This window comes from Streptomyces sp. B3I8 (genome assembly GCF_030816915.1).
In the GTDB taxonomy this organism is placed as follows: Bacteria; Actinomycetota; Actinomycetes; order Streptomycetales; family Streptomycetaceae; genus Streptomyces.
On the sequence record NZ_JAUSYN010000002.1, the window covers coordinates 4,819,463 to 4,844,521 of the forward strand.

Annotated in this window: 23 protein-coding genes, 1 tRNA gene and 1 pseudogene; 24 read left to right on the forward strand and 1 reads right to left on the reverse strand. The window is 71.3% G+C overall.

Annotation, left to right across the window (positions count from 1 at the left end; genetic code table 11):
* Nucleotides 1–99 precede the first annotated feature (99 nt).
* The 8 genes and pseudogenes from QFZ64_RS23695 to QFZ64_RS23730 all read left to right on the forward strand — a co-directional run bounded on the left by QFZ64_RS23695 (nucleotide 100) and on the right by QFZ64_RS23730 (nucleotide 5,646).
* Nucleotides 100–447 (forward strand): hypothetical protein, encoded by a 348-nt coding sequence (locus QFZ64_RS23695; RefSeq protein WP_167795361.1) that lies wholly within the window; start codon nucleotides 100–102, stop codon nucleotides 445–447.
* Between the two features lie 212 nt (nucleotides 448–659).
* Nucleotides 660–1,769, forward strand: coding sequence for an FtsK/SpoIIIE domain-containing protein (locus QFZ64_RS23700; protein ID WP_307071842.1), 1,110 nt, complete (start codon nucleotides 660–662; stop codon nucleotides 1,767–1,769).
* A 12-nt stretch (nucleotides 1,770–1,781) separates the two neighbouring features.
* Nucleotides 1,782–1,976, forward strand: coding sequence for a hypothetical protein (locus QFZ64_RS23705; RefSeq protein ID WP_055514380.1), 195 nt, complete (start codon nucleotides 1,782–1,784; stop codon nucleotides 1,974–1,976).
* A 59-nt stretch (nucleotides 1,977–2,035) separates the two neighbouring features.
* Nucleotides 2,036–2,326, forward strand: a complete 291-nt coding sequence (locus QFZ64_RS23710; protein ID WP_006138054.1) for a hypothetical protein — start codon at nucleotides 2,036–2,038, stop codon at nucleotides 2,324–2,326.
* A gap of 104 nt (nucleotides 2,327–2,430) precedes the next feature.
* Nucleotides 2,431–2,691 carry a hypothetical protein gene (locus tag QFZ64_RS23715; protein WP_191853409.1) on the forward strand — a complete coding sequence of 87 codons (261 nt, stop codon included), beginning with the start codon at nucleotides 2,431–2,433 and terminating at the stop codon, nucleotides 2,689–2,691.
* Nucleotides 2,688–4,065: pseudogene (locus tag QFZ64_RS23720) on the forward strand (replication initiator). The gene QFZ64_RS23715 and the pseudogene QFZ64_RS23720 overlap by 4 nt, the downstream one beginning before the upstream one ends.
* The gene (locus QFZ64_RS23725; protein WP_307068895.1) at nucleotides 4,055–4,264 is read left to right on the forward strand and encodes an AlpA family transcriptional regulator; all 210 of its coding nucleotides are present in this window, start codon (nucleotides 4,055–4,057) and stop codon (nucleotides 4,262–4,264) included. The pseudogene QFZ64_RS23720 and the gene QFZ64_RS23725 overlap by 11 nt, the downstream one beginning before the upstream one ends.
* A complete protein-coding gene (locus tag QFZ64_RS23730; RefSeq protein ID WP_307068897.1) occupies nucleotides 4,261–5,646 on the forward strand; it encodes a site-specific integrase in 1,386 nt (461 codons plus the stop codon). The genes QFZ64_RS23725 and QFZ64_RS23730 overlap by 4 nt, the downstream gene beginning before the upstream one ends.
* A gap of 251 nt (nucleotides 5,647–5,897) precedes the next feature.
* On the opposite strand, the gene QFZ64_RS23735 is transcribed toward QFZ64_RS23730, so the two are convergent.
* Nucleotides 5,898–5,969 (reverse strand) — tRNA-Arg (locus QFZ64_RS23735).
* Between the two features lie 390 nt (nucleotides 5,970–6,359).
* Here QFZ64_RS23735 and QFZ64_RS23740 point away from each other — a divergent pair.
* The 16 genes from QFZ64_RS23740 to QFZ64_RS23815 all read left to right on the forward strand — a co-directional run bounded on the left by QFZ64_RS23740 (nucleotide 6,360) and on the right by QFZ64_RS23815 (nucleotide 24,974).
* A complete protein-coding gene (locus QFZ64_RS23740; RefSeq protein ID WP_307068898.1) occupies nucleotides 6,360–6,827 on the forward strand; it encodes a response regulator in 468 nt (155 codons plus the stop codon).
* Nucleotides 6,828–6,922: 95 nt separating this feature from the next.
* Nucleotides 6,923–7,903, forward strand: coding sequence for an ArgS-related anticodon-binding protein NrtL (gene nrtL / locus QFZ64_RS23745; RefSeq protein ID WP_307068900.1), 981 nt, complete (start codon nucleotides 6,923–6,925; stop codon nucleotides 7,901–7,903).
* A gap of 59 nt (nucleotides 7,904–7,962) precedes the next feature.
* Complete coding sequence (lysA, locus tag QFZ64_RS23750; RefSeq protein ID WP_307068902.1) at nucleotides 7,963–9,354, forward strand: diaminopimelate decarboxylase; 1,392 nt, start codon at nucleotides 7,963–7,965, stop codon at nucleotides 9,352–9,354.
* 183 nt (nucleotides 9,355–9,537) lie between these two features.
* Nucleotides 9,538–10,839: a homoserine dehydrogenase gene (locus QFZ64_RS23755; RefSeq protein ID WP_307068904.1), complete on the forward strand. Its 1,302-nt coding sequence runs from the start codon at nucleotides 9,538–9,540 to the stop codon at nucleotides 10,837–10,839.
* A gap of 6 nt (nucleotides 10,840–10,845) precedes the next feature.
* Entirely contained in the window at nucleotides 10,846–11,904 is a 1,059-nt protein-coding gene (gene thrC / locus QFZ64_RS23760) for a threonine synthase (RefSeq protein WP_307068906.1), read from the forward strand.
* Between the two features lie 525 nt (nucleotides 11,905–12,429).
* Nucleotides 12,430–13,470, forward strand: coding sequence for a homoserine kinase (gene thrB / locus QFZ64_RS23765; RefSeq protein WP_307068908.1), 1,041 nt, complete (start codon nucleotides 12,430–12,432; stop codon nucleotides 13,468–13,470).
* A 418-nt stretch (nucleotides 13,471–13,888) separates the two neighbouring features.
* On the forward strand, nucleotides 13,889–15,946 hold the full coding sequence (gene rho, locus QFZ64_RS23770) for a transcription termination factor Rho (protein ID WP_307068909.1): 2,058 nt from the start codon (nucleotides 13,889–13,891) through the stop codon (nucleotides 15,944–15,946).
* Nucleotides 15,947–16,165: 219 nt separating this feature from the next.
* Nucleotides 16,166–17,326, forward strand: a complete 1,161-nt coding sequence (locus tag QFZ64_RS23775) for an LCP family protein (protein WP_307068911.1) — start codon at nucleotides 16,166–16,168, stop codon at nucleotides 17,324–17,326.
* Nucleotides 17,327–17,589: 263 nt separating this feature from the next.
* The gene (rpmE, locus tag QFZ64_RS23780) at nucleotides 17,590–17,811 is read left to right on the forward strand and encodes a 50S ribosomal protein L31 (RefSeq protein WP_006142443.1); all 222 of its coding nucleotides are present in this window, start codon (nucleotides 17,590–17,592) and stop codon (nucleotides 17,809–17,811) included.
* Nucleotides 17,812–17,915: 104 nt separating this feature from the next.
* Entirely contained in the window at nucleotides 17,916–18,992 is a 1,077-nt protein-coding gene (gene prfA / locus QFZ64_RS23785) for a peptide chain release factor 1 (RefSeq protein ID WP_307068916.1), read from the forward strand.
* A gap of 91 nt (nucleotides 18,993–19,083) precedes the next feature.
* The gene (gene prmC / locus QFZ64_RS23790; protein ID WP_307071843.1) at nucleotides 19,084–19,923 is read left to right on the forward strand and encodes a peptide chain release factor N(5)-glutamine methyltransferase; all 840 of its coding nucleotides are present in this window, start codon (nucleotides 19,084–19,086) and stop codon (nucleotides 19,921–19,923) included.
* A 53-nt stretch (nucleotides 19,924–19,976) separates the two neighbouring features.
* On the forward strand, nucleotides 19,977–20,624 hold the full coding sequence (locus QFZ64_RS23795; RefSeq protein WP_307071844.1) for an L-threonylcarbamoyladenylate synthase: 648 nt from the start codon (nucleotides 19,977–19,979) through the stop codon (nucleotides 20,622–20,624).
* Nucleotides 20,625–20,676: 52 nt separating this feature from the next.
* Entirely contained in the window at nucleotides 20,677–21,333 is a 657-nt protein-coding gene (locus tag QFZ64_RS23800) for a protein-tyrosine-phosphatase (RefSeq protein ID WP_307068917.1), read from the forward strand.
* A gap of 122 nt (nucleotides 21,334–21,455) precedes the next feature.
* Nucleotides 21,456–22,727: a serine hydroxymethyltransferase gene (glyA, locus tag QFZ64_RS23805; protein WP_307068919.1), complete on the forward strand. Its 1,272-nt coding sequence runs from the start codon at nucleotides 21,456–21,458 to the stop codon at nucleotides 22,725–22,727.
* A gap of 139 nt (nucleotides 22,728–22,866) precedes the next feature.
* On the forward strand, nucleotides 22,867–24,192 hold the full coding sequence (locus QFZ64_RS23810; protein WP_307068921.1) for an MraY family glycosyltransferase: 1,326 nt from the start codon (nucleotides 22,867–22,869) through the stop codon (nucleotides 24,190–24,192).
* Nucleotides 24,193–24,536: 344 nt separating this feature from the next.
* The gene (locus QFZ64_RS23815) at nucleotides 24,537–24,974 is read left to right on the forward strand and encodes a hypothetical protein (protein ID WP_307068923.1); all 438 of its coding nucleotides are present in this window, start codon (nucleotides 24,537–24,539) and stop codon (nucleotides 24,972–24,974) included.
* The last annotated feature ends 85 nt before the right edge of the window (nucleotides 24,975–25,059 follow it).

The window sequence follows — 25,059 nt, forward strand, 5'->3', positions numbered from 1 at the left end:
TACTACGGGTGGTCACTCTTGTCTCCGTCACCCGTACTACGGGTGGTAAAGCAACCCGAAGGGTCGGCCTTCGGGTGCCAGAGACGAGGAGATCGAACAGTGGCAAGCCTTCCGATCGACACCGCGAAGTTCACGGGGATCATCTGTGCCGTTCCCCCGGCTCCGCGGGTCGCCAACCGTGAGACCGGTCAGCTTCGCGTTGACCGGGACACCGGCAAGACCGTGTATCAAGTCGGCCTTTGCCTGATGGCGGGATCGTCCGCAGACGTCGTGAACGTGAGCGTGGCCGGGGAGCCGGCCGGTGTGCAGCTCGGTATGCCGGTGGCCGTGCGGGACCTGGTCGCCACCCCGTGGGAGAACGAGGGGCGGCACGGGATCGCGTTCCGTGCGGCGGAGATCCGACCCCTGAGCGCTCCCGCCTCGGCGGGTAAGGGGGCCGGGCAGTGAGGAATCTGGCTGCCTTCGCCACCTCGGCCGCTGCGAGCGGGACGAGTTGGGTTCTGGTGGTGGCCGCAGTGCTGGTGTCGGGTCTGCTTCTGGCGGGCCCGGCCCTGCGCCGCCGCTCCCCCGTGGCCTGGTGGCTGCTACTCGGCTTTCCGGTCGTGGCCTTACGGGTCGTGCAGACCTGGCGGCCCCTGATGGCCGGGTGCGGGCTTGCCGTGAGCCGTCGGCCGGCGCTGACGGTCGTGTCCGGGCTCGTCGGTAACGGGGCGCCTCCGCCGCAGCCGCGCGTACCGCGTCGCGGTTTCATACGTCCGACTCCCGGCGGCTTCATCCTGCTGGTACGGCTGCTTCCGGGCCAAGTGCCGGAGGAATTCGTCATGTCCGCGCCTGCCATGGCGGAGAGCTGGCAGGTGCACGCGGTGCGGGTGACCTCGTGGAAGCCGGGGGTGGTGCGCGTCGTCGCCTCGGCGTCCGATCCGTTGGCTGCTCCTCGGGTGCCGAAGCAGCGGGGGCCCGGCCATCTGCTCCGGGTGAGCGTGGGTGTGCTGGAAACCGGGGCCGCGTGGGTGCTCGACCTGCGGCGCGTACCGCACTGGCTCATCGTCGGGGCCACCCGGTCCGGCAAGTCGACGCTCATCAACGCACTCGTTGCCGGTCTCGCCCCGCAACCCGTCGCGCTGGTCGGCATCGACTGCAAGGGCGGCATGGAACTGTCCCTCTACGAACCGCGGTTGTCCGCCCTGGCGACCAACCGGGAGCAAGCGGTCCGGCTGCTGGCCGCACTCGTCGACCTGACCCTCGACCGCATGACCGTCTGCCGCGCGGCTCGGGTCCGCAACATCTGGGGCCTGCCGAAGAAGGAACGCCCGGTCCCCGTCGTCGTGATCGTCGACGAGATCGCGGAACTGTTCCTCGTCGCGAGCCGGAGCGAGAAGGACGAAGCGCATGCGGCCGGTACGGCGCTGATCCGGCTCGCCCAGCTCGGTGCGGCACTCGGGGTGTTCCTCGTCGTCGCCGGCCAACGCGTCGGCTCCGACCTTGGGCCCGGTGTCACCGCGCTGCGCGCACAGCTCGGCGGCCGGGTGTGCCACCGGGTGGCCGACCCCGGTACGGCCGAAATGGCGCTCGGCGACCTCAACCCCGACGCACTGAAAGCGGCGCAGGCCATCACCCCGGAACAGGCCGGTACGGCCGTCCTCGCCTTCGGCGACGGCTGGGAACGCGCCCGGTCCCACCTGATCACGGAGGCGGAAGCGGAAACCGTCGCCGCCGAGTACGCGCACCTGACTCCCGTCCTGTCCGAACTGCACGTCGAAGCGCCGTGAGAGGGGCCTGCCGTGCTGGTGTCCATGTCCGCCGTGCTGCTGCTCGGACTGCTGATCTGGTTCCTCCTGCGCATCCGCTACCTGCGGTGGGCCGACGCGCTGATCTGCGGAACCTTCGGCTTCCTGCTCTCCCGAACCGTGGCTGCGCCGTTCGTCCAAACGCTCCTCGACGGCGTGAACGGCTTCCTCGGCCAACTCCGCTTCTGAACGAACCGAGCGCACTGAACACACCGAACGCGCTCACTGACCCGAGAAGGGGACTTCCTGTGTCCGACTACGTCATCCGCTCCGGTGACCGCGCCGCTTTCCTGGCCGGCCTGCGGGAGCTGGTCGACTTCCTGACCGCCAACCCGGCCGTCGTCGTACCGCGTCATGCCTCCGTCATCGTCCTGGTGAACGCCTCCGACTCCGCCGCTCGCCGGGCCGGGGTGGAGTCCGTCGCCGCTCCGCTCGGTGTGCCGGCGGAGGACATCGGCTTGGGCTACTTCGACGCGCGCCGCGACTTCGGACCGATCTCGTACGGCGCGGTCGGAGTGCCGCCCGAGGAGCGGCAGTGATCGCCCGTACGACGGGTTCCCGACGGGGCGCGAAGTCGCCAAACCCGACCCCGTCAGGAACCCACTCCATCCGCCACATGAGCAGTGAAAGGAGCACTCACACTTTGTCCACCGCGCCTCATTCGCGCAAATCCCCGCTGCCGGACTGCGATCTCCGGCAGCGCGACGCGCAGGTCTCTACCTGCGACGGACGGGAACAGATCGTCCTCGTCGGCCTCGACGGAGCCGAGCAGCGGCTGTGCCCCGCGCACGCCGCCGCCCTCTGGCTCACGGACCCGACGCTCCGCTTCAGCGCCAAGACCCGGCCGGAGGGCATCTCGGCCGTGATGGGGCAGGCGTTCGGGGGCGGGGGTGGTCGCCGATGACCACCGCCCTTCCGAAAAGCGCTGCTGCTCTCGTCGCCAGGGCGTCGGCGCCGGAGTTCACGGCCTGGCGGCGGAACATCGTCCGCCTCGGCGGCTGCACCAATCCGATTCACCTGGTCGGCGCGGCCACCGTCTACGACACGACGACCGGCGCGGCCCTGCTCTCGTACGGGTCGGACGTCTACGGCGGTCGCCTGCTCACCGCTTGCGGTAACCGGCGGGCGACGGTGTGCCCGGCCTGCTCGGGCCTGTACCGGGCGGATACCTATCAACTCGTACGGGCCGGGCTGGTCGGCGGCAAAGAAGTACCGGAAGCGGTGGGAGGTCACCCGCGGGTGTTCGCCACGCTGACCGCTCCCGGGTTCGGGCCCGGTCCATACCCGCCGGGAACGGGAGGACGGGCGCGTACGGGCCTGTCGCCCCCGGCGGGCGGGGGAGTGCTGCCCTCACGGGCGGCCGGCCGGATGCCGCGAGCGTCACCCGGCGGATGATCTCCGCCTCGGCGAACCGCTCTGCCCGCGCTGCTACGACTACGCGGGGGCTGTGCTGTGGCATGCGTTCGCCGGTCGGCTCTGGCACCGGTTCGGGTTGGAACTGCGCCGGGAGGTCGCCCGGCGAGCCGGGGTGCCGCGTACGGAGTTCGGGGAGGTCGCCCGACTCTCGTACGCGAAGGTCGCCGAGTACCAGCGGCGGGGCCTGGTCCACTTCCACGCCGTGATCCGCCTCGACGGACCGGACGGGCCCGACTCGACTCCGCCCGGCTGGGCGACTGTGCCGCTGCTGGTGGATGCGGTGCGGTCGGTGGTCGGTCGGGTGCGGCTGACCGCCCCGGGGGTGGACGTGGTCGGCCCGCGGGTGCTGCGCTTCGGCTCGCAGGTTGACGTGCGTCCGGTCACCTCGAATGAGAGGGAAGCGGGGGAGCGGCGTCCTGGCTCCGCGGCGGCAGTGGCGGGATACATCGCCAAGTACGCCACCAAGGGGGCTGAGAGCGCCGGTGCGGTGGACGGGCGCATTCACGATGCGCGGGAGATGGTCATGTTGCCCGTGCGGGCGCACGTGCTGCGCATGATCGGCACGTGTTGGTGGCTCGGCGGGCTGCCGGAGTTCGCGCCGCTCGGGCTGCGTCGGTGGGCGCACATGCTCGGGTACGGCGGCCACTTCTCCAGCAAGTCACGCCGGTACTCGACCACGTTGACCGCACTGCGGCAGGCCCGTGCCGACCACCGTGCGGAGCAACAGCGGGCCTCCTTCGGCCTGGCCGACCGCTCGACGGTCACGATCGGGCAGTGGCGCTACGCGGGGCGCGGCTACTCGCCGGAAGCGGCGCTCCTGGCTGCCTCCGTGCGGGCGGGAGGTGCTCTCCATGGCGCGTGACGCTCGTACGCGGTCGGCCGAACTGCTCACCGTGCGGCAGGTCCTCGACGAACTGGGTGGCATCTCCCGGCGCACCTTCTACCGCTGGCGGGAACTGCGCCGTGCCCCGGCCTGCATCCGGCTGCCGAACGGGGAGCTGAGGGTCCGGCGGGACGTGCTCAACGACTGGTTGGAAGAACGGGCGGAGGGGGCGTCGTGAAGTCCTACAAGGCTTCCGTCTGGAAGCTGTCCCTCAACAAGAGCACCAAGAAACCGACCTACCTCGTGCGCTGGGTGGTCGACGGGCAGACGTTCAGCGAGTCGTACAAGACCAAGACACTGGCCGACCGGTTCCGCGCCAAGCTGGTGCGGGCGCTCGACAAGGGTGAGCCGTTCGACACGGTCACGGGTCTGCCCGACTCGCTGCGCGGCGGCAAAGCTGCTCTGTCGTTCCTGGACCTGGCGGTGAAGTACGTGGATGCCCGGTGGGCTGAGGCGTCGGCCAAGCAGCGGGACAGCATGACCGATGCGCTGGCGACGGTGGTCCCCGTTCTGGTCAAACCAGGGCGGGGGCGGCCTGCCCCGGAGATGCTGCGGCGGGCGCTGCGGTCATACGTCCTGCCGGTTCCCCGTCGGGAGCGGGAACGGCCGGAGGAAATCGCGGCGGCGGTGCGCTGGATTGAAAAGGCGTCCCTGCCCGTGGCGGAGCTGCAAGAGATCGCCCGTGCACATGAGGTGATCGACGCGCTGAGCCGGCGCCTCGACGGCAAACCGGCAGCGACGCAGACGTACCGGCGGCGCCGCGCGGTGGTCTTCAACGCACTCGAATACGCCGTGGAGCTGGAACATCTGCCCTCCAACCCGCTGAGCCGGGTCCGGCGCAAGCGCGGCAAGAGGGCGGTGCAGGAAGTCGACCGCCGGGTGGTCGTGAATCCTCGGCAGGCACGGGAGTTGCTGACCGCGCTCACGTACGTGGGCGGCTACGACCGGGCCAGTGGCCGACGGCTGCGGGCGTTCTTCGGGTGCCTGTACTACGCGGCCATGAGGCCGGGGGAAGCACTGGGGCTTCGCCGATTCGACTGCGTGCTTCCGGATTCCGGCTGGGGCCGTATCGAACTGGCGGAGACCCGTCCCACTGCTGGGAAGGCATGGACGGACTCCGGGGAAGCACACGACCGGCGGGGCCTGAAGCAGCGGGCCCACGGGGAAGTGCGCGTCGTGCCGATCCCGCCTCCGCTGGTCCGGCTGCTCCGCGAGCACCTGGTGGAGTTCGGTACAGCGGAGGACGGCCGACTGTTCTCCAGCGAGCGGGGCAACGTGATCGCGGCCTCGTCGTACTCCCGGGCCTGGAAGCAGGCTCGGGAACTGGCCCTCCTCCCGCACCAAGTGACCTCGGTCCTGGCCTTCCGGCCGTACGACCTCCGTCACGCGGGCGTCTCCCAGTGGCTCAACTCCGGCGTACCCGCCCCGGAGGTCGCCGCTCGCGCGGGGCACTCGGTGGACGTCCTGTTGAAGATCTACGCCAAGTGCATCGACGGCCAGGAGAACGAGATGAACGACCGGATCATGCGAGGGCTGGGGGAGGTGGGCCCCACCAACTGACACCCGACCATGACGAACCGACGGAAGCCCCGGACTGCGAAACGTCCGGGGCTTCGGCCTGTCCGCAGGACTACACTCAGGGGTCGGCGAAACGCCCGCTGACCTGCCGCGAAGCCTCCCAAGATCAACACGCTATTACAACGTGATCACTGGCAAACGGCTGCTTCTGGCGGCACTCCCCTGCACATACGACAAGACCCCGCACTCAGCGAACTCGCTGATGGCGGGGTCTTTAGGCACCTAATCAAAGGTGCCCCCGGCAGGATTCGAACCTGCGCACACGGCTCCGGAGGCCGTTGCTCTATCCCCTGAGCTACGGGGGCGTGTCGGTCGCGTTCGGTGTTGCTCGCGGCGACGGGTAGAACACTACCAGCTCCTCCGCGGTGGTCATGAACGGGTTTTGATGTTGATGTGTCGAGGCCGAGGTCCCCTCGCGTCGGGGCAGCGGTGGCCGTCGGAGGGGAGGGTTCGCCCTCCCGATGCGACCGGTCGGCCCCAGTGCGAGACGGCGTCCGCCGTGCGAGAGGACATCCGCCGTGCGAGAAGGCGTCCGCTGCGTGAGAAGGCGTCCGCCGTGCGAGAAGGCGTCCGCCGTGCGGGAGGACGTCTGTCGACTCTGCCTCCTACCCCCTCCCGGGGCCTCCCGCCCCCCTCCCGGGGCAGAAGTCGGGAAAACCCGGACGGCGCGGCGCGTCTCGACCTACTCTCGAGTTGTGCCAGGCGCGTCCGGCCGGGTTCTTGTTGTGGACGACAACAAGGTCATCCGGCAGCTGATCAGGGTCAACCTCGAGCTGGAGGGCATCGAGGTCGTGACCGCGGCCGATGGTGTCGAGTGTCTGGATGTCGTGCATCGGGTGCGGCCCGACGTCGTGACCCTCGATGTCGTCATGCCCAGACTGGACGGGCTGCGGACCGCGGCCCGGCTGCGTGCCGACCCACGTACGCGTGATCTTCCGCTCGCCGTCATCAGTGCCTGTTCGCAGTACGAGGTGGAGAGTGGGCTCGACGTCGGGGTCGATGCCTTTCTTGCCAAGCCGTTCGATCCGGCCGACCTCGTGAGGGTCGTGCGGGAGTTGTTGGAGCGGCGGCGGGGGAGTGTCGCCGAGGGGGCCGGCTCCGAGGTCGGGCAGTCAGGGCCGACCGGGCAGGCCGGGCGGGCCGAAGTGTGGCCCAGTTCCTGAGCTCTCCCACACATGGGCGTGGCCCCCGTCCACATCCCGATATCCCCGCCCCCTCGGCTCGCCTTCGCACCCCCCTCCTCGCCTACGCTTGTCCCGTGACCCCCGTCGAGCTCTCCCGTACCGTGCTGTGCGCGGTGCGGTCCGCTGTCGAGGACGGGGAGCTCGACGTGGCCGTGCCCGCACGTGCCGTCGTCACGCCTCCGGGGCCCGGGGGGTCGGGGCACTACGCCACCAACATCGCCCTCCAGCTTGCTCGGGAGGCGGGGCGGCCGCCCCTGGACGTCGCCGAGACACTGCGGTCCCGGCTCTGCCGGGCCGACGGTGTCGCCGACGTCGTCGTCAGCGGACCGGGGTTTCTCAACGTCCGCCTCGCCGAGGATCTCGCCACCTCCGCCCTCGTGCGGCGGATCCGCGCGGACGGGGAGCGGTACGGGTACTCCGACGAACTCGCCGGGGAAGAGCCCGTAGCGCTCCGCATCCCCTACGACATCCGCGCCGAAGTCGTCGCCGACGCGCTCGTGCGGATCGTCGGCAGTCAGGGTGGGCGGGTCGAGGTCGAGCACGGGGAGCCGGTCACGTTGCGGCCCGTGCCCGCCGGGGAGGACCCGACGCCGCTCGGCGGTGACGCCTCGCGGTGGGCGCTGCTGTATCCCGCCGGGCACGACCGGCCCCGTATCACCGCGGACCACCTCGTGCAGCGCGAGAGCAATCCGTTGTTCCGGGTGCGTTACGCGTACGCCCGCACGTGCGCCCTCGTGCGCGGGGCCGCGCGGCTGCACCTCACGCCCGAGCCGGGGGACACGGCCGAAACGGGGTCGCAGCCCCTGCTGCGCGCGCTCGCCGAGTATCCGCACGCCCTCGGCCGCGCCGCGCACCACCGCGCGCCCGACCGGCTCGCCCGGCACCTCGTCGTCACCGCCGACGCCTTCCTCGCCGTCCAGCACACCGTGCTGCCGCTGGGCGACGAGAAACCCTCGGCCGCCCACCGCGCCCGGCTCGCCCTCGCCGAAGCCGCCGGGACGGTGCTGGCCGGCGGCCTGTCCCTGCTCGGCATCAGCGCACCCGCCTATCTCTGAGGCCACCGGCTCAGCAGAAGAAGCCACAGGCTCAGTAACAGAGGAGAAAGCTCGCCGTCATGAGTCGTTCCGCACATCCCGCCGGTCCCCGGCACGCCGACGTCCTGCCCGAGGGTCATTACGCCGCTCCGCCCGTCGATCTCAACGCCCTCGACCCCAAGGTGTGGGCGCAGACCGTCGACCGTGACGCGGACGGCGTCGTCACCGTCGGCGGTGTCGACGTCAACGCGCTCGCCGCGCAGGTCGGTACGCCGGCGTACGTCCTCGACGAGGAGGACTTCCGCGCCCGCGCGCGCGCCTGGCGCACCGCGTTCGGGCACGACGCCGACGTCTTCTACGCCGGCAAGGCCTTCCTCTCGCGGGCCGTCGTGCGCTGGCTGGACGAGGAGGGGCTGAACCTCGACGTCTGCTCCGGCGGCGAGCTCGCCACCGCGCTCTCCGCCGGGCTGGCCGCGGACCGCATCGCCTTCCACGGGAACAACAAGACCCCGGCGGAGATCCGGCGGGCCGTCGAGGCGGGCGTCGGGCGGATCGTGCTCGACTCCTTCCAGGAGATCGTGCGGGTCGCGCACCTCGCCCGTGAGCTGGGCAGGCGGCAGCGGGTGCAGATCCGGGTGACCGTGGGGGTCGAGGCGCACACCCACGAGTTCATCGCCACTGCCCACGAGGACCAGAAGTTCGGCATCCCGCTGGCCGACGGGCAGGCCGCCGAGGCCGTGCGGCGGGCGTTGCAGCTCGACTCGCTGGAACTGATCGGCATCCACTCCCACATCGGGTCGCAGATCTTCGACATGTCCGGGTTCGAGGTCGCCGCCCACCGCGTCGTCGGGCTGCTCAAGGACGTCCGGGACGAGCACGGGGTCGAACTGCCCGAGATCGATCTCGGGGGCGGGCTCGGCATCGCGTACACCAGTGGCGACGACCCCCGCGAGCCGCACGAGATCGCCAAGGCGCTCACCGAGATCGTCACCCGCGAGTGCGAGTCCGCGAAGCTGCGCACGCCGCGCATCTCCGTCGAGCCGGGGCGCGCCATCGTCGGCCCCACCACCTTCACGCTGTACGAGGTCGGCACCGTCAAGGCGCTGGAGGGGCTGCGGACGTACGTCTCCGTCGACGGCGGCATGTCCGACAACATCCGTACGGCGCTGTACGACGCCGAGTACAGCGTGGCCCTCGCCTCCCGTACGAGCGACGCCGAGCCGATGCTCGTCCGCGTCGTCGGCAAGCACTGCGAGAGCGGCGACATCGTGGTCAAGGACGCGTTCCTGCCGGCCGACCTGGCACCCGGTGACCTCATCGCGGTGCCGGCCACCGGCGCCTACTGCCGCTCCATGGCCAGCAACTACAACCACGCGCTGCGGCCGCCGGTCGTCGCCGTGCGCGACGGCGAGGCGCGGGTCATCGTGCGCCGCGAGAGCGAGGAGGATCTGCTGCGGCTCGACGTCGGATGACTTCACGGGGCGTGAAGCGGCAATGAGGAACGCGGCGGAAGATCGGGAAAGATCGCGGAAGATCTTCTTTCTTCCGCCGCCATGACAATGAAATAGATGTCTCACAATCCGGACCAAGGGCAGGAATTCCGGTCCGGTGCGTGAGACTGGTGGGACCTGGACGGTATGAGGAAACGAGGTCGGATGATGCGTACGCGTCCGCTGAAAGTGGCGCTGCTGGGCTGTGGGGTAGTCGGCTCAGAGGTGGCGCGCATCATGACGACGCACGCGGAGGACCTTGCCGCCCGGATCGGCGCCCCCCTCGAACTCGCCGGGGTGGCCGTCCGCCGGCCCGCCCGGGTCCGCGAGGGCATCGACCCCGCCCTGGTCACCACCGACGCCACCGCCCTCGTCAAACGCGGGGACATCGACGTCGTCGTCGAGGTCATCGGCGGCATCGAGCCCGCCCGCACCCTCATCACCACCGCCTTCGAACACGGCGCCTCCGTCGTCTCCGCCAACAAGGCGCTCCTCGCCCAGGACGGCGCCGCGCTGCACGCCGCCGCCGGCGAGCACGGCCGGGACCTCTACTACGAGGCCGCTGTCGCCGGGGCCATCCCGCTGATCCGGCCGCTGCGCGAGTCCCTCGCCGGCGACAAGGTCGACCGCGTGCTCGGCATCGTCAACGGCACCACCAACTTCATCCTCGACAAGATGGACTCCACCGGCGCCGGCTACCAGGAGGCCCTCGACGAGGCCACCGCGCTCGGGTACGCCGAGGCCGACCCGACCGCCGACGTCGAGGGGTTCGACGCCGCCGCCAAGGCCGCCATCCTCGCCGGGATCGCCTTCCACACCCGCGTGCGCCTCGACGACGTCTACCGCGAGGGCATGACCGAGGTCACCGCCGCCGACTTCGCCTCCGCCCGGCAGATGGGCTGCACCATCAAACTGCTCGCCATCTGCGAGCGGGCGGCGGACGGCGGCTCGGTCACCGCGCGCGTGCACCCCGCGATGATCCCGCTCAGCCACCCGCTGGCCTCCGTGCGCGGCGCCTACAACGCCGTGTTCGTCGAGTCCGAGGCCGCCGGGCAGTTGATGTTCTACGGCCCCGGCGCGGGCGGCGCGCCCACCGCCTCCGCGGTCCTCGGCGACCTCGTCGCCGTCTGCCGCAACCGGCTGCACGGCACCACCGGGCCCGGTGAGTCCGCGTACACCCGGCTGCCGGTCTCGTCGATGGGCGAGGTGGTCACGCGGTACCACATCAGCCTGGACGTCGCCGACAAACCGGGCGTCCTCGCCCAGGTCGCCACCGTCTTCGCCGAGCACGGCGTCTCGATCGACACGGTCCGCCAGCAGAGCCGACCGGACGGAGACGGCGAGGCCTCCCTCGTCGTCGTCACCCATCGTGCGTCCGACGCCGCCCTGACCGGCGTCGTCGAGGCGTTGCGCAGCCTCGACACCGTACGGGGCGTCGCCAGCATCATGCGGGTTGAAGGAGAGTAACCAGCAATGACCCACCAGTGGCGCGGAATCATCGAGGAGTACCGGGACCGGCTGCCGGTCTCCGACACCACCGAGGTCGTGACACTCCGCGAGGGCGGCACGCCGCTCGTGCCCGCGCAGGTGCTCTCCGAGCGCACGGGCTGCGAGGTCCACCTGAAGGTGGAGGGCGCCAACCCCACCGGTTCCTTCAAGGACCGCGGCATGACGATGGCCATCACACGGGCCAAGGAGGAGGGCGCCAAGGCGGTCATCTGTGCCTCCACGGGCAACACCTCGGCCTCCGCCGCCGCCTACGCCGTGCGCGCCGGGATGGTCTGCGCGGTGCTCGTGCCGCAGGGCAAGATCGCGCTCGGCAAGATGGGCCAGGCCCTCGTCCACGGCGCCAAGATCCTCCAGGTCGACGGCAACTTCGACGACTGCCTCACGCTCGCCCGCTCCCTGGCCGACAACTACCCGGTGTCGCTGGTCAATTCGGTCAACCCGGTGCGTATCGAGGGCCAGAAGACCGGTGCCTTCGAGATCGTGGACATGCTGGGCGACGCCCCCGACATCCACGTCCTGCCGGTGGGCAACGCGGGCAACATCACGGCCTACTGGAAGGGCTACACCGAGTACGCCGCCGACGGCGTGTCCTCCCGCAAGCCCCGCATGTGGGGCTTCCAGGCCTCCGGTTCGGCGCCGATCGTGCGCGGCGAGGTCGTCAAGGACCCGTCGACCATCGCCACCGCCATCCGCATCGGCAACCCGGCCTCCTGGCAGTTCGCGCTGGCCGCGCGGGACGAGTCCGGCGGTGCCATCGACGAGGTGACGGACCGTGAGATCCTGCGCGCCTACCGGCTGTTGGCGGCACAGGAGGGCGTGTTCGTGGAGCCGGCGTCGGCCGCGTCGGTCGCCGGTCTGCTGAAGGCGGCCGAGCAGGGCAAGGTCGACCCGGGGCAGACCATCGTCTGCACGGTCACCGGCAACGGCCTCAAGGACCCGGACTGGGCGGTCGCCGGGGCGCCGCAGCCGGTCACCGTGCCGGTCGACGCGGCGACGGCGGCGGAGCGGCTCGGGCTCGCGTAACGGGGGTGCCCGTACCCCTGCCGCCCGTACCCCCTCCCGCCGTGGTCGCGGCGGTGTGGGGGGTGCACGGCGGGGGAGGCGACACGCATCGTGCGCCTCCCGTGCGCCCTATGTCGCCACTGAACCCACCTTCGATAGGCTGTACTGAACCCGCCCGCCGCATATGCCCGCGGTGCCGCGCCCTTCGCGCGACCCCACGCGGCCGGTTCCGGTGCCCGCCAGGCGCCTGCCGGGTCGTTCCGCGGCCGTACGCGGCCGGAGGGTCCCGTGCGTATTGCCCGTACGTACCGGGAAACCCGCAGAAGCCGCCGAGCCGTACAGAAATCACCGAGTCACACAGAAGTCGTCGAGCCGGACAGAAGTCACGCAGCCGTACAGAAGTCGCTGCTTCTCACAGAAGTCACCGAATTCCCGAGTCCCGAGTCCCATCAGTTCAGTAGTGTCCCGAAACCGGAAGCGGGCGCGCGCCTCCCCCGCGTCGAACGCCGTCCGGCAGTCCCGCAGCTCAAGGAGAGTCATCGAGCGATGGCCGGTCCAGCGTTCCGCGCCGCCGCCGTCCGGGTGCGTGTCCCCGCCACCAGCGCCAATCTCGGTCCGGGCTTCGACGCCCTCGGCCTCGCGCTGGGTCTCTACGACGACGTCGTCGTCCGGGTGGCCGACTCCGGGCTGCACATCGACATCGCGGGCGAGGGCAGCGAGACCCTGCCCCGCGACGAGAGCCACCTCCTCGTCCGCGCCCTGCGCACCGCCTTCGACGTCCTGGGCGGACAGCCCCGCGGCCTGGAGATCGTCTGCGCCAACCGCATCCCGCACGGCCGCGGCCTCGGCTCCTCCTCCGCCGCCATCTGCGCCGGCATCGTCGCCGCGCGGGCGGTGACCATAGGCGGCGAGGCCAGGCTCGACGACACCGCGCTCCTCGAACTGGCCACCGAGATCGAGGGCCACCCCGACAACGTCGCCGCCTGTCTGCTCGGCGGTTTCACGCTCTCCTGGATGGACGCCGGCGCCGCCCGGGCCATCAGGACCGAGCCCGCCGATTCCATCGTTCCGGTGGTTTTCGTGCCCGGGAAGCCGGTCCTCACCGAGACCGCGCGCGGACTGCTCCCACGCACCGTCCCGCACGTCGACGCCGCAGCCAACGCGGGCCGCGCCGCCCTGCTCGTCGAGGCGCTCACCCGGCGCCCGGAACTGCTGCTGCCCGCCACCGAGGACCGTCTCCACCAGGAGTACCGCGCGCCCGCCATGCCGGAGAGCGCCGCGCTGGTGGAGCGGCTGCGCGGGGACGGCGTCCCGGCGGTCATCTCCGGTGCCGGACCCACCGTCCTGGCCCTCGCGGACGAGGCGAGCGCCGACAAGGTGGCCCATCTGGCGGGCCCCGGCTGGGCCGCCAACCGGCTGGAACTCGACGGCACCGGGGCGAGCGTGCTGCCGCTCGCCGCCCCCGGGGCGGGAACCGGAGCGGGGGCCGGCACCGGGGCCGGGACGGGAGCGTCGTCCGGGGTCGGGACAGGGGCGGCGAAGGGGGCCGGCGCGGATTCCGGCGACGGGGCCGGTGCCGGGCGATAACCACCCACAGCGTCCGGTTGCCGGATTTCGAGAGGGGGAATGTTTGTTGGATCCGGTAGTGTTAACCTCAAGTCTGCACCCGACCCCGCCATGGCGAGGTGCTTCGTGTCCCCGTTCGGGACAGACATTCTTCCGGGAGCCTCCCAAGCCGCACCGTGTTCCGTACGACGTATGCGGGCAGTACGTCGCACGGCAGCGCTGAGCTGTTTGCCGGGCACGCTCCGGGACCGGCGTGAGCCAGCCGCGTGACACCGACACCAAGTGCCACCGCTCAGGCAAGCGTCATCACCAGAAATCTCCTCCGCCGCGTTGGCGGACCACCGCCCCGGCGCGATCCGACACCCTCGGACCGAAGCCGGACAGCACAACCGGTCGCCGAGCCAGACAGGCCGACGTCCGCTCCAGGGAAGGACCCTTCGTGAGCGACACCACCGATCTGATGGGCGCACGTGTCGAGGACACCGCTGCCGCGCCCGCCACGGACGCCTCCGCGCCTGCCACCGGTGCCGGCTCCCGGCGTCGCCGTGGCACCGGCCTCGAAGGCATGGTGCTGGCCGAGCTGCAGCAGGTCGCCTCGGGCCTCGGGATCAGGGGCACCGCGCGGATGCGCAAGAGCCAGCTGATCGAGGTCATCAAGGAGGCACAGGCCGGCGGGGGAGCCCCCGCCAAGGCCACCGCGGACACCGCGGGCGAGAGCAAGCCGAAGCGCCGGGCCACCTCCCGCACGCGCACCGGCGACGAGGCCGCGGCCGCCGCCGAGCCGGCCGAGCAGCCGGCCGAGCAGGCCGCCTCCCAGCAGCAGATCGACATCCCCGGCCAGCCCTCCCCGAAGGTCTCGGCCCCGGCCGAGCAGGGAGGCACCTCCGGTGGCGAGGCCCCCGTCGAGCGGCGTCGGCGCCGCGCGACCGCCGAGGCCGGCAGCCCCGAGACGGTCACCGCCGAGGCCAGGACCGAGACCTCCGCCGCACAGCAGGGCCAGGGCGGCGAGGGCCGGGACGGCGACCAGGGCGGCGACGGCCGGCAGGGCCGGCAGAGCCGCCGCGAGCGCGGCCGTGACCGCGGCGACCGGGACCGCGACCGCGGTGACCGTGATCGTGCCGACCGGGACCGCGGTGACCGTGGCGACCGTGCCGACCGGGACCGCCGCGGCAAGGGCGACGACCAGAACAACCAGCAGCGCGGCCAGCAGAACAACCAGCAGCGCGGTGGCGGCGGCCCGCAGGACGACGGCTACGACGACGACGGTACCGGCCGCCGCGGCCGGCGCGGCCGGTACCGCGACCGCAGGGGCCGGCGCGGGCGCGACGACGTGCAGGAGCCGCAGATCAACGAGGACGACGTCCTGATCCCCGTCGCGGGCATCCTGGACATCCTCGACAACTACGCGTTCATCCGGACCTCCGGCTACCTGCCCGGCCCGAACGACGTGTACGTCTCCCTCGCCCAGGTCCGCAAGAACGGCCTGCGCAAGGGCGACCACGTCACCGGCGCGGTCCGCCAGCCCAAGGAGGGCGAGCGCCGCGAGAAGTTCAACGCGCTGGTGCGCCTGGACTCCGTCAACGGCATGGCCCCCGAACACGGCCGCGGCCGCCCGGAGTTCAACAAGCTCACCCCCCTCTACCCGCAGGACCGGCTCCGTCTGGAGACCGACCCGGGCGTGCTGACGACCCGGATCATCGACCTGGTCTCGCCCATCGGCAAGGGCCAGCGCGGTCTGATCGTGGCCCCGCCGAAGACCGGCAAGACCATGATCATGCAGGCGGTCGCCAACGCGATCACCCACAACAACCCCGAGTGCCACCTGATGGTCGTCCTGGTCGACGAGCGTCCGGAAGAGGTCACCGACATGCAGCGGTCGGTCAAGGGCGAGGTCATCTCCTCGACCTTCGACCGCCCGGCCGAGGACCACACCACGGTCGCCGAGCTCGCCATCGAGCGCGCCAAGCGCCTGGTGGAGCTGGGTCACGACGTCGTCGTGCTGCTCGACTCGATCACCCGTCTGGGCCGCGCGTACAACCTCGCCGCCCCGGCCTCCGGCCGCATCCTCTCCGGTGGTGTCGACTCGACCGCCCTGTACCCGCCGAAGCGCTTCTTCGGTGCGGCCCGCAACATCGAGGACGGTGGCTCGCTGACCATCCTCGCCACCGCCCTGGTGGACACCGGGTCCCGCATGGACGAGGTGATCTTCGAGGAGTTCAAGGGCACCGGCAACATGGAGCTCAAGCTCGACCGGAAGCTCGCCGACAAGCGCATCTTCCCCGCGGTGGACGTCGACGCGTCCGGCACCCGCAAGGAGGAGATCCTCCTCGGCAGCGACGAGCTGGCCATCACGTGGAAGCTGCGCCGGGTGCTGCACGCGCTCGACTCGCAGCAGGCGATCGAACTGCTCCTCGACAAGATGAAGCAGACCAAGTCGAACGCCGAGTTCCTGATGCAGATCCAGAAGACGACGCCGGCGCCGGGCAACAGCGACTGAGCGCGTCATCGGCAGTGGGGAAGGGGTGCACTGCCGCTCGGCGGCCGTGCACCCCTTTCGCGTACCCGGGTCCGGGCGCACCCGCGCGGCGTCGGCGGGCGATCGGTGACAAAGCGCACACAGGGGGCACAAAAGGGAGTACAACCACATGTCGGCTTTGGCCCGTCTCCCCGAACGGAGTGACCATGGGGGGACGACCCGACGCGAACCGAGGAGCACATGCCCGCCGACAGCACACCGGACGCCGTGACCCCGGACCCCGGTCCCGCGGGCCCCAGGAGCCCTGAGGGCTCCGGACGGGATGCGGGCGGCGGAGGCCGCCGCCGCACGCCGCTCGGCGCGCGGCGCAGGGCCCTGCGCCTCACGTCCTGGATCGCCTTCGGCATCCTCCTGCTCGGCGGAGCCGGCGTCGGCTACCTGTACCTCAAGCTCAACGGCAACATCCGCAGCATCGACCTCGACCAGGCGCTGGGCGGCCACCGCCCGACCGACGTCGACAACGGCTCCGAGGACATCCTGGTACTGGGCTCCGACACCCGCTCCGGCGGCAACCGGAAACTGGGCGGCGGCACGGACGACGGCACGGCACGCTCCGACACGGCGATGATCGTGCACGTGTACGACGGCCATAAGCGGGCGAGCGTCGTCTCCGTGCCGCGCGACACCCTCGTCGACCGCCCCGCGTGCACCGGAGCCGACGGCGCGGAGCATCCCGCCGCACCCGGCGTCATGTTCAACTCCGCGTACTCCACCGGGGGCGTCCCGTGCGCCGTCAAGACCGTGGAGACCATGACCGGCATCCGGATGGACCACTTCCTGGAGGTGGACTTCGCGGGCTTCGAGAAGCTCGTCGACGAGCTCGGCGGTGTGAAGGTGACGACGGCGAAGGCCATCGACGACCCCGACAGCCATCTCGACCTGCCGGCCGGCACCCACACCCTCGACGGCGGGCAGGCGCTCGGTCTCGTCCGCACGCGGCACGGCGTGGGCGACGGCTCCGACCTCGGCCGGATCCAGCTCCAGCAGGCGTTCATCAAGGCGCTGGTCACCCGGGTGAAGCAGATCGGGGTGCTGACCAGTCCGAAGAAGCTGTACGACCTCGCGGACACGGCGACGAGGGCGGTGACCACCGACTCCGGGCTCGGGTCGGTGAAGGACCTGGTGTCCTTCGCGGGGGGACTCAAGGGTGTCAGCGCTCAGAAGATGCACATGGTCACCATGCCGGTGCGGTACGACCCGGCGAACGGGAACCGGGTGCTGGTGGACGAGGCCAAGGCGGCGCAGGTGTGGGCGGCGCTGAAGGGGGACCGGGCGGTTCCCGCGAGCGCGACGGAGGGGACCGCGGCGGGTGAGGCGAGCGGGGTCGTGTCGGGGTCCTGAGCGGTTTCTCCCGCCCCCGCCGCCGCTTTCCGTCCCGACCCCGGGGGTGGCTACGCCCCCGGACCCCCGAAAGATCGCGCCCACGCGGCGGAGCCGCATATCGACACAGCCGCGTGCCCTTCACGCACCCCCCGGAATAACCGGCCCCAACCCCCCGTTTTGGGGGATGCGGTCAGTTGCTGGCAGACTGGCACGTCGGCTCCGGTTCACGTTCCCGCATCCCGTGGTTGCGACCCGGCGCCCTCCCGAACCTAGGAGACACCTTGAAGCGCGACATCCACCCCGAGTACGTCGAGACCCAGGTCAGCTGCACCTGCGGCGCGTCGTTCACCACTCGCAGCACCATTCAGTCCGGCACCATCCGTGCCGAGGTCTGCTCCGAGTGCCACCCGTTCTACACGGGCAAGCAGAAGATCCTCGACACCGGTGGCCGCGTGGCCCGCTTCGAGGCCCGCTTCGGCAAGGCTGCCGCTGCCAAGAAGTAGCGACCCTCAGCGCCGGTCCCCGGGTCCCCGCCGTCATGGCGGGGGCGCCGGGGCCGGCGCTTTGCGGTGCAGCCACTGTTCGTCATTTCACATGGGAGCCGGAGATGTTCGAGGCGGTCGAGGAACTCGTCGGTGAGCACGCCGACCTGGAGAAGAAGCTCGCCGACCCTGCCGTGCACGCCGACCAGGCCAACGCGCGCAGGCTCAACAAGCGGTACGCCGAGCTGACCCCGATCGTCGCGGCGTACCGGACCTGGAAGCGGGTCGGCGACGACATCGGCACCGCCCGCGAGTTCGCGGCCGACGACCCCGACTTCGTCGCGGAGGTCAAGGAGCTGGAGCAGCAGCGCGAGGAGCTCACCGAGAAGCTGCGGCTGCTGCTCGTCCCGCGCGACCCCAACGACGACAAGGACGTCATCCTCGAGATCAAGGCCGGCGCCGGCGGCGACGAGTCCGCCCTGTTCGCCGGTGACCTGCTGCGGATGTATCTGCGCTACGCCGAGCGCGTCGGCTGGAAGACCGAGATCATCGACGCCACCGAGTCCGAGCTCGGCGGCTACAAGGACGTCCAGGTCGCCGTGAAGACCAAGGGCGGCCAGGGCGCCACCGAGCCCGGCCAGGGCGTCTGGGCGCGGCTGAAGTACGAGGGCGGCGTGCACCGCGTGCAGCGCGTGCCCGCGACCGAGTCCCAGGGCCGCATCCACACTTCCGCCGCCGGTGTCCTCGTCACGCCCGAGGCGGAGGAGGTCGACGTCGAGATCAATCCGAACGACCTCCGCATCGACGTCTACCGCTCCTCCGGGCCCGGAGGGCAGTCGGTCAACACCACCGACTCCGCCGTCCGCATCACGCACCTGCCCACCGGTGTCGTCGCCTCCTGCCAGAACGAGAAGAGCCAGCTGCAGAACAAGGAGCAGGCGCTGCGTATCCTGCGCTCCAGGCTCCTCGCGGCGGCCCAGGAGGAGGCGGAGAAGGAGGCCGCGGACGCCCGCCGCAGCCAGGTCCGCACCGTCGACCGCTCCGAGAAGATCCGTACGTACAACTTCCCGGAGAACCGCATCTCCGACCACCGGGTCGGCTTCAAGGCGTACAACCTGGACCAGGTCCTGGACGGCGACCTCGGCGCGGTCATCCAGGCCTGCGTCGACGCGGACTCGGCGGCCAAGCTCGCCGCCGCGTAGGGCGGCCGCGGGGCAGGGACGGACGAACACAGTTACCGGAGGACGAGCGGTGCAGCCTAATCCCGGGGGGCGGACCCCCAGCCCCCGCAGCGTGCTGCTCGCGGAGGTGGCCCAGGCCACCCAGCGGCTCGCCGACGCCGGCGTGCCCTCGCCGCGCACCGACGCCGAGGAGCTGGCCGCGTTCGTGCACGGCGTCAAGCGGGGTCAGCTGCACACCGTCAAGGACTCCGACTTCGACGCCCGGTACTGGGAGGTCGTCGCCCGCCGAGAGGCCCGCGAACCGCTCCAGCACATCACCGGGCGCGCCTTCTTCCGCTACCTGGAGCTCCAGGTCGGCCCCGGCGTCTTCGTGCCCCGCCCCGAGACCGAGTCCGTCGTCGGCTGGGCCATAGACGCCGTGCGGGCCATGGACGTCGTCGAGCCGTGCATCGTCGATCTGTGCACCGGCTCCGGCGCCATCGCGCTCGCCCTCGCCCAGGAGGTCCCGCGCTCGCGTGTCCACGCCGTGGAGCTGTCCGAGGACGCCCACGAGTGGGCCCGCAAGAACATGGAGGGGTCAAGGGTCGAACTGCGCCAGGGCAACGCCCTGACCGCCTTCCCCGACCTCGACGGCCAGGTCGACCTCGTCGTCTCCAACCCGCCGTACATCCCGCTCACCGAGTGGGAGTACGTCGCCCCCGAGGCCCGCGACCACGACCCCGAACTCGCCCTGTTCTCCGGCGAGGACGGCCTCGAACTCATCCGCGGCCTGGAACGCACCGCGCACCGGCTGCTGCGGCCCGGCGGGGTCGTCGTCGTCGAGCACGCCGACACCCAGGGCGGCCAGGTGCCGTGGATCTTCGCCGAGGAGAAGGGCTGGGCCGACGCGGCCGACCACCCCGACCTCAACAACCGGCCGCGGTTCGCGACCGCCCGCAAGGCGCTGCCGTGAACCGGCCCGCGCCCCTGACCACGATGCAGCACGCGTACGAGGAGGCCCCCCAGATGGCACGGCGATACGACACCAACGACGCCACCGACCGCGCGACCGGGCTGCGCGAGGCGGCCTCCGCCGTGCGCCGCGGTGAACTCGTGGTGCTTCCGACCGACACCGTCTACGGCATCGGCGCCGACGCCTTCTCCGCGGAGGCCGTCGGCGACCTGCTGCAGGCCAAGGGGCGCGGCCGCACCATGCCCTCGCCCGTCCTCATCGGCTCCCCGAACACCCTGCACGGCCTCGTCACCGACTTCTCCGAGATGGCCTGGGAACTCGTCGACGCGTTCTGGCCGGGCGCCCTCACGCTCGTCGCCAAGCACCAGCCGTCCCTGCAGTGGGACCTCGGCGAGACCCGCGGCACGGTCGCCGTGCGCATGCCGCTGCACCCCGTCGCCATCGAACTGCTCACCGAGGTCGGCCCCATGGCCGTCTCCTCCGCCAACCTCACCGGCCACCCGGCGCCCGAGGACTGCGACGCCGCGCAGGAGATGCTCGGCGACTCCGTCTCCGTCTACCTCGACGGCGGCCCCACCCCCGGCAACGTGCCGTCCTCCATCGTCGACGTCACCGGCAAGGTCCCGGTGCTGCTGCGCCAGGGCGCGCTCTCGGCGGAGGAGCTGCGCAAGGTGGTACCCGACCTCGAGGTGGCGAATTGACGGCCCCCGAATCCCCCGAGCTCTCGGCTGCGCTCGAGCAGGGGGGACCCCCATGCGTGGCATAGGCAACGGGGGCGGGTGGGGCAGCCCGGCGTACGGCGCTCCCGGCGACACCTTCCGCATCCTCCACGTCAGCACCGGCAACGTGTGCCGCTCGCCCATCACCGAGCGGCTCACCCGGCACGCCCTGGCCGACCGGCTCGGCGACCCCCTGTGGGGCGGTCTCGTCGTCGAGAGCGCGGGGACCTGGGGGCACGAGGGCGCGCCCATGGAGGCCAACGCGGAGACCGTGCTGGCCGACTTCGGCGCGGACGCCTCCGGGTTCGTGGGGCGGGAACTGCTCGACGAGCACGTCATCGAGGCCGACCTGGTGCTCACCGCCACGCGGGACCACCGGGCGCAGGTGATCTCCATGGGGCACTCGGCGGGGCTGCGGACCTTCACGCTCAAGGAGTTCACGCGGCTGGTGAACGCGATCGACATGGCGACACTGCCGCCGCTCGAGGACGGCGTGATCGCGCGTGCGCGCGCGCTCGTGCGGGCGGCCGCCGCACTGCGGGGCTGGCTCCTCGCGCCCACGGCCGAGGCGGACGAGGTCTACGACCCCTACGGTGCGCCGCTGACCTTCTTCCGCTCCATCGGCGAGGAGATAAACGAGGCCCTCGACCCGGTCGTCACCGCCCTGACCGGAGTGCCGGCCCGCACGTGACCCACCGGGCACGCGCGGCCGCGCCCCCGCACCCGGCCCCGCCGCGGGGGCGCCCGCAGGCGTGAGCGCGCCCTCGGGCCTACCGTGGGGGATAAGCCGCCGTCACCCCCCCGGAGCGCCCCATGACGGTCGTCCCGCCCGCGCCACCCGCCGACCTCCTGCGCCACCAGGACCCGCAGCTCGCCGACCTCCTCCTCGGCGAGCTGACCAGGCAGTCCACCACCCTCCAGCTCATCGCCGCGGAGAACTTCACCTCGCCCGCCGTGCTGGCGGCCCTCGGCTCGGCCCTGGCCAACAAGTACGCCGAGGGCTACCCCGCCGCCCGGTACCACGGCGGCTGCGAGATCGTCGACGCCGCCGAACGCCTCGCCGTCGACCGCGCCAAGGCCCTCTTCGGCGCGGACCACGCCAACGTGCAGCCCCACTCGGGTTCCTCCGCCGTCCTCGCCGCCTACGCGGCCCTGCTGCGCCCCGGCGACACCGTCCTCGCCATGGGCCTGCACTTCGGCGGCCACCTCACCCACGGCTCGCCCGCCAACTTCTCCGGCCGCTGGTTCGACTTCGTCGGCTACGGCGTCGACGCCGACAGCGGCCTGATCGACTACGCCCAGGTCCGCGCCCTCGCTCGCGCCCACCGGCCCAGGGCGATCGTCTGCGGCTCGATCTCCTACCCCCGCCACCCCGACTACGCCGCCTTCCGCGCGATCGCCGACGAGGTGGGCGCACACCTCGTCGTCGACGCCGCGCACCCCATCGGCCTGGTCGCCGGGGGTGCGGCGCCCAGCCCCGTCCCGTACGCCGACGTCGTCTGCGCCACCACCCACAAGGTGCTGCGCGGCCCGCGCGGCGGCATGCTGCTGTGCGGCGCGGACCTGGCCGACCGCATCGACCGCGCCGTCTTCCCGTTCACGCAGGCCGGGGCCCAGATGAACGCGATCGCCGCGAAGGCCGTCGCGTTCGGCGAGGCGGCGACGCCGGCCTTCGCGGCCTACGCCCACCAGGTCGTCGTCAACGCCCGCGCGCTCGCCGGCGCCCTGGCCGCCGAGGGGATGTCGGTCACCACCGGCGGCACCGACACCCACCTGCTCACCGTCGACCCCGCCCCGCTCGGCGTCGACGCCCGCACCGCCCGCGGCCGGCTGGCCGCCGCCGGGCTCGTCCTGGACACCTGCGCCCTGCCGCACGGCGACGCCCGCGGCCTGCGGCTGGGCACCGCCGCGGTGACCACGCAGGGCATGGGGGAGGCCGAGATGGTTCGGATCGGGCGGCTGCTCGGGACCGTGCTCAAGAGGTCCGGCGAGGACGGCCGGGGCGGTGAGGCGCGCGAAGTGCGCGACGCGGTCGCGGATCTCACCGGGAGATTTCCGCCGTATCCGGATCAATTTGCCCTGTGATCCGGCGGGTACCGGGTGGGCGCGCCCCGTGCACGGCCGCACGTGCAACCATCGTCGCTACCCGTAAGTCCTCACCCATATGCACGACACGGCTAGGGTGTGGGGCTGAGGATGGCCAGCGAGACCTGTGGGGAAGCCCGTGCGTGAATACCTCCTGACGCTCTGCATCACGGCCGCGGTGACGTATCTGCTGACAGGACCGGTACGGAAGTTCGCGATCGTGGCCGGAGCCATGCCGGAGATCCGCGCCCGGGACGTGCACAGAGAGCCCACCCCGCGCCTCGGCGGCATCGCGATGTTCTTCGGACTGTGCGCGGGGCTGCTGGTCGCGGACCACCTGACCAATCTGAACGCGGTCTTCTCCAACTCCAACGAGCCGCGCGCGCTGCTCTCCGGCGCCGCGCTGATCTGGCTGATCGGCGTGCTCGACGACAAGTTCGAGATCGACGCGCTGATCAAGCTCGGCGGCCAGATGATCGCCGCGGGCGTGATGGTGGTCCAGGGTCTGACCATCCTGTGGCTGCCCGTCCCGGGCGTCGGCACCTTCGCGCTCACCCAGTGGCAGGGCACCCTGCTCACGGTCGCGCTCGTCGTCATCACCATCAACGCGGTCAACTTCGTCGACGGCCTCGACGGCCTCGCGGCCGGCATGGTGTGCATCGCCTCCGCCGCGTTCTTCATGTACGCCTACCGCATCTGGTACGGCTACGGGCTGGAGGCGGCGGCCCCGGCGACCCTGTTCGCGGCGATCCTGATGGGCATGTGCCTCGGCTTCCTGCCGCACAACATCCATCCCGCGCGGATCTTCATGGGCGACTCCGGGTCGATGCTCATCGGCCTCGTCCTGGCGGCGGGGGCCATCTCCATCACCGGGCAGATCGACCCCGACGCGATGAACCTCTTCTCCGGTTCCGAGCGGGAGACCGTGCACCAGACGGTGCCCGTCTACATCCCGCTGCTGCTGCCGCTCACCATCATCGCGGTGCCCGCGGCCGACCTGGTGCTTGCCATCGTGCGGCGCACCTGGCGCGGACAGTCGCCGTTTGCGGCGGACCGGGGGCACCTGCACCACCGACTGCTGGAGATCGGGCACTCGCACAGCAGGGCCGTGCTGATCATGTACTTCTGGTCGGCGTTGATCGCGTTCGGGACGCTGGCGTACTCGGTCAACTCGGCGTCCATGTGGATCGTGCTGGGCATCGCGGCGTTGAGCGCGGTGGGGCTCGTCCTGCTGTTGCTGCCCCGGTTCCGGCCGCGGGCCCCGAGGTGGGCACAGCGGATCGTGCCGCCCCGGTACCGGCGGCGGAGGGTGGCCCTGTCCGCCTCGGCCGAGTGCGCGGAGGCGAGCGGGCCGGCGGCGGAGGACGGCGCCGACGCCGGAGCCGGCGCCGACGCCGAGCGGCGGACGCCTGCGGTGGCCGGGGCAAATGGGGCCAGCGCGCTGGGAGTTCGCGCGCGGAGGTGACCTTCCGCTGGCCTTTCCCGGGCCGTCGCCAGACCTCCCCGTGAACTTCCCAAGGTAAGAATCTGACTAACGCGTTGCCAAAACGTGGGGGTGCGTAGCGGGGCAATACCAGACAACTGGGCCCCGTTTTCGCGCAGACGCGCAGGTTCACCCTCATGTGTGACAGCTAGCACACCAACCAGGTAAAGACCTCATCAAATAGTTTGTGATACGGTTCACGAGAACCCAGGACAGAGCCAAGAGGCGTCAATCGACGGCCCCTCGGCCGAGAGGTTCCACCTCTTCCCGGGACTACGCTCGTCCATGACGACACCTGCCCCCACCAGCAATGCGGAGTAGCCGCCATGCCGTCCAATGACGCACGGAACCTGTTGCAGACCGCTGTGCCCACAGCGGCTGCCGGCGCGATCGCCGTCGCGGTCAGTGCCGGGGTCGCCGGCGGCAAGGGCGCGCTCGGCGCCGCGGTCGGTGCGGTGCTCGCCATCCTCTTCATGGGAATCGGCCTGTACGTCCTGCAGTGGACGGCAAAATCGCTTCCGCACCTGTTCCAGGCCATGGGGTTGATGCTGTATGTCGCCCAACTCCTGCTGCTGATCATCTTCATGGGGCTCTTCAAGGACACGACCCTGTTCAACCCCCGGGCGTTCGCCGTGGGTCTGGTCGTCTCCACGCTCGTGTGGATGGCGGCGCAGGCCCGGGCCCACATGAAGGCCAAGATCTTCTACGTCGAGCCCGACTCGGGGCACGGCGACCGGTCCACGACCACAGGGTCGAGGCCGTGAGGGATAGGGCCGAGATAAAGCCGACCAGGAGATCCTGCTATGGTCCGGTGCCAACTGCGGCATCGCGGGCGCGGGCACAAGAGCT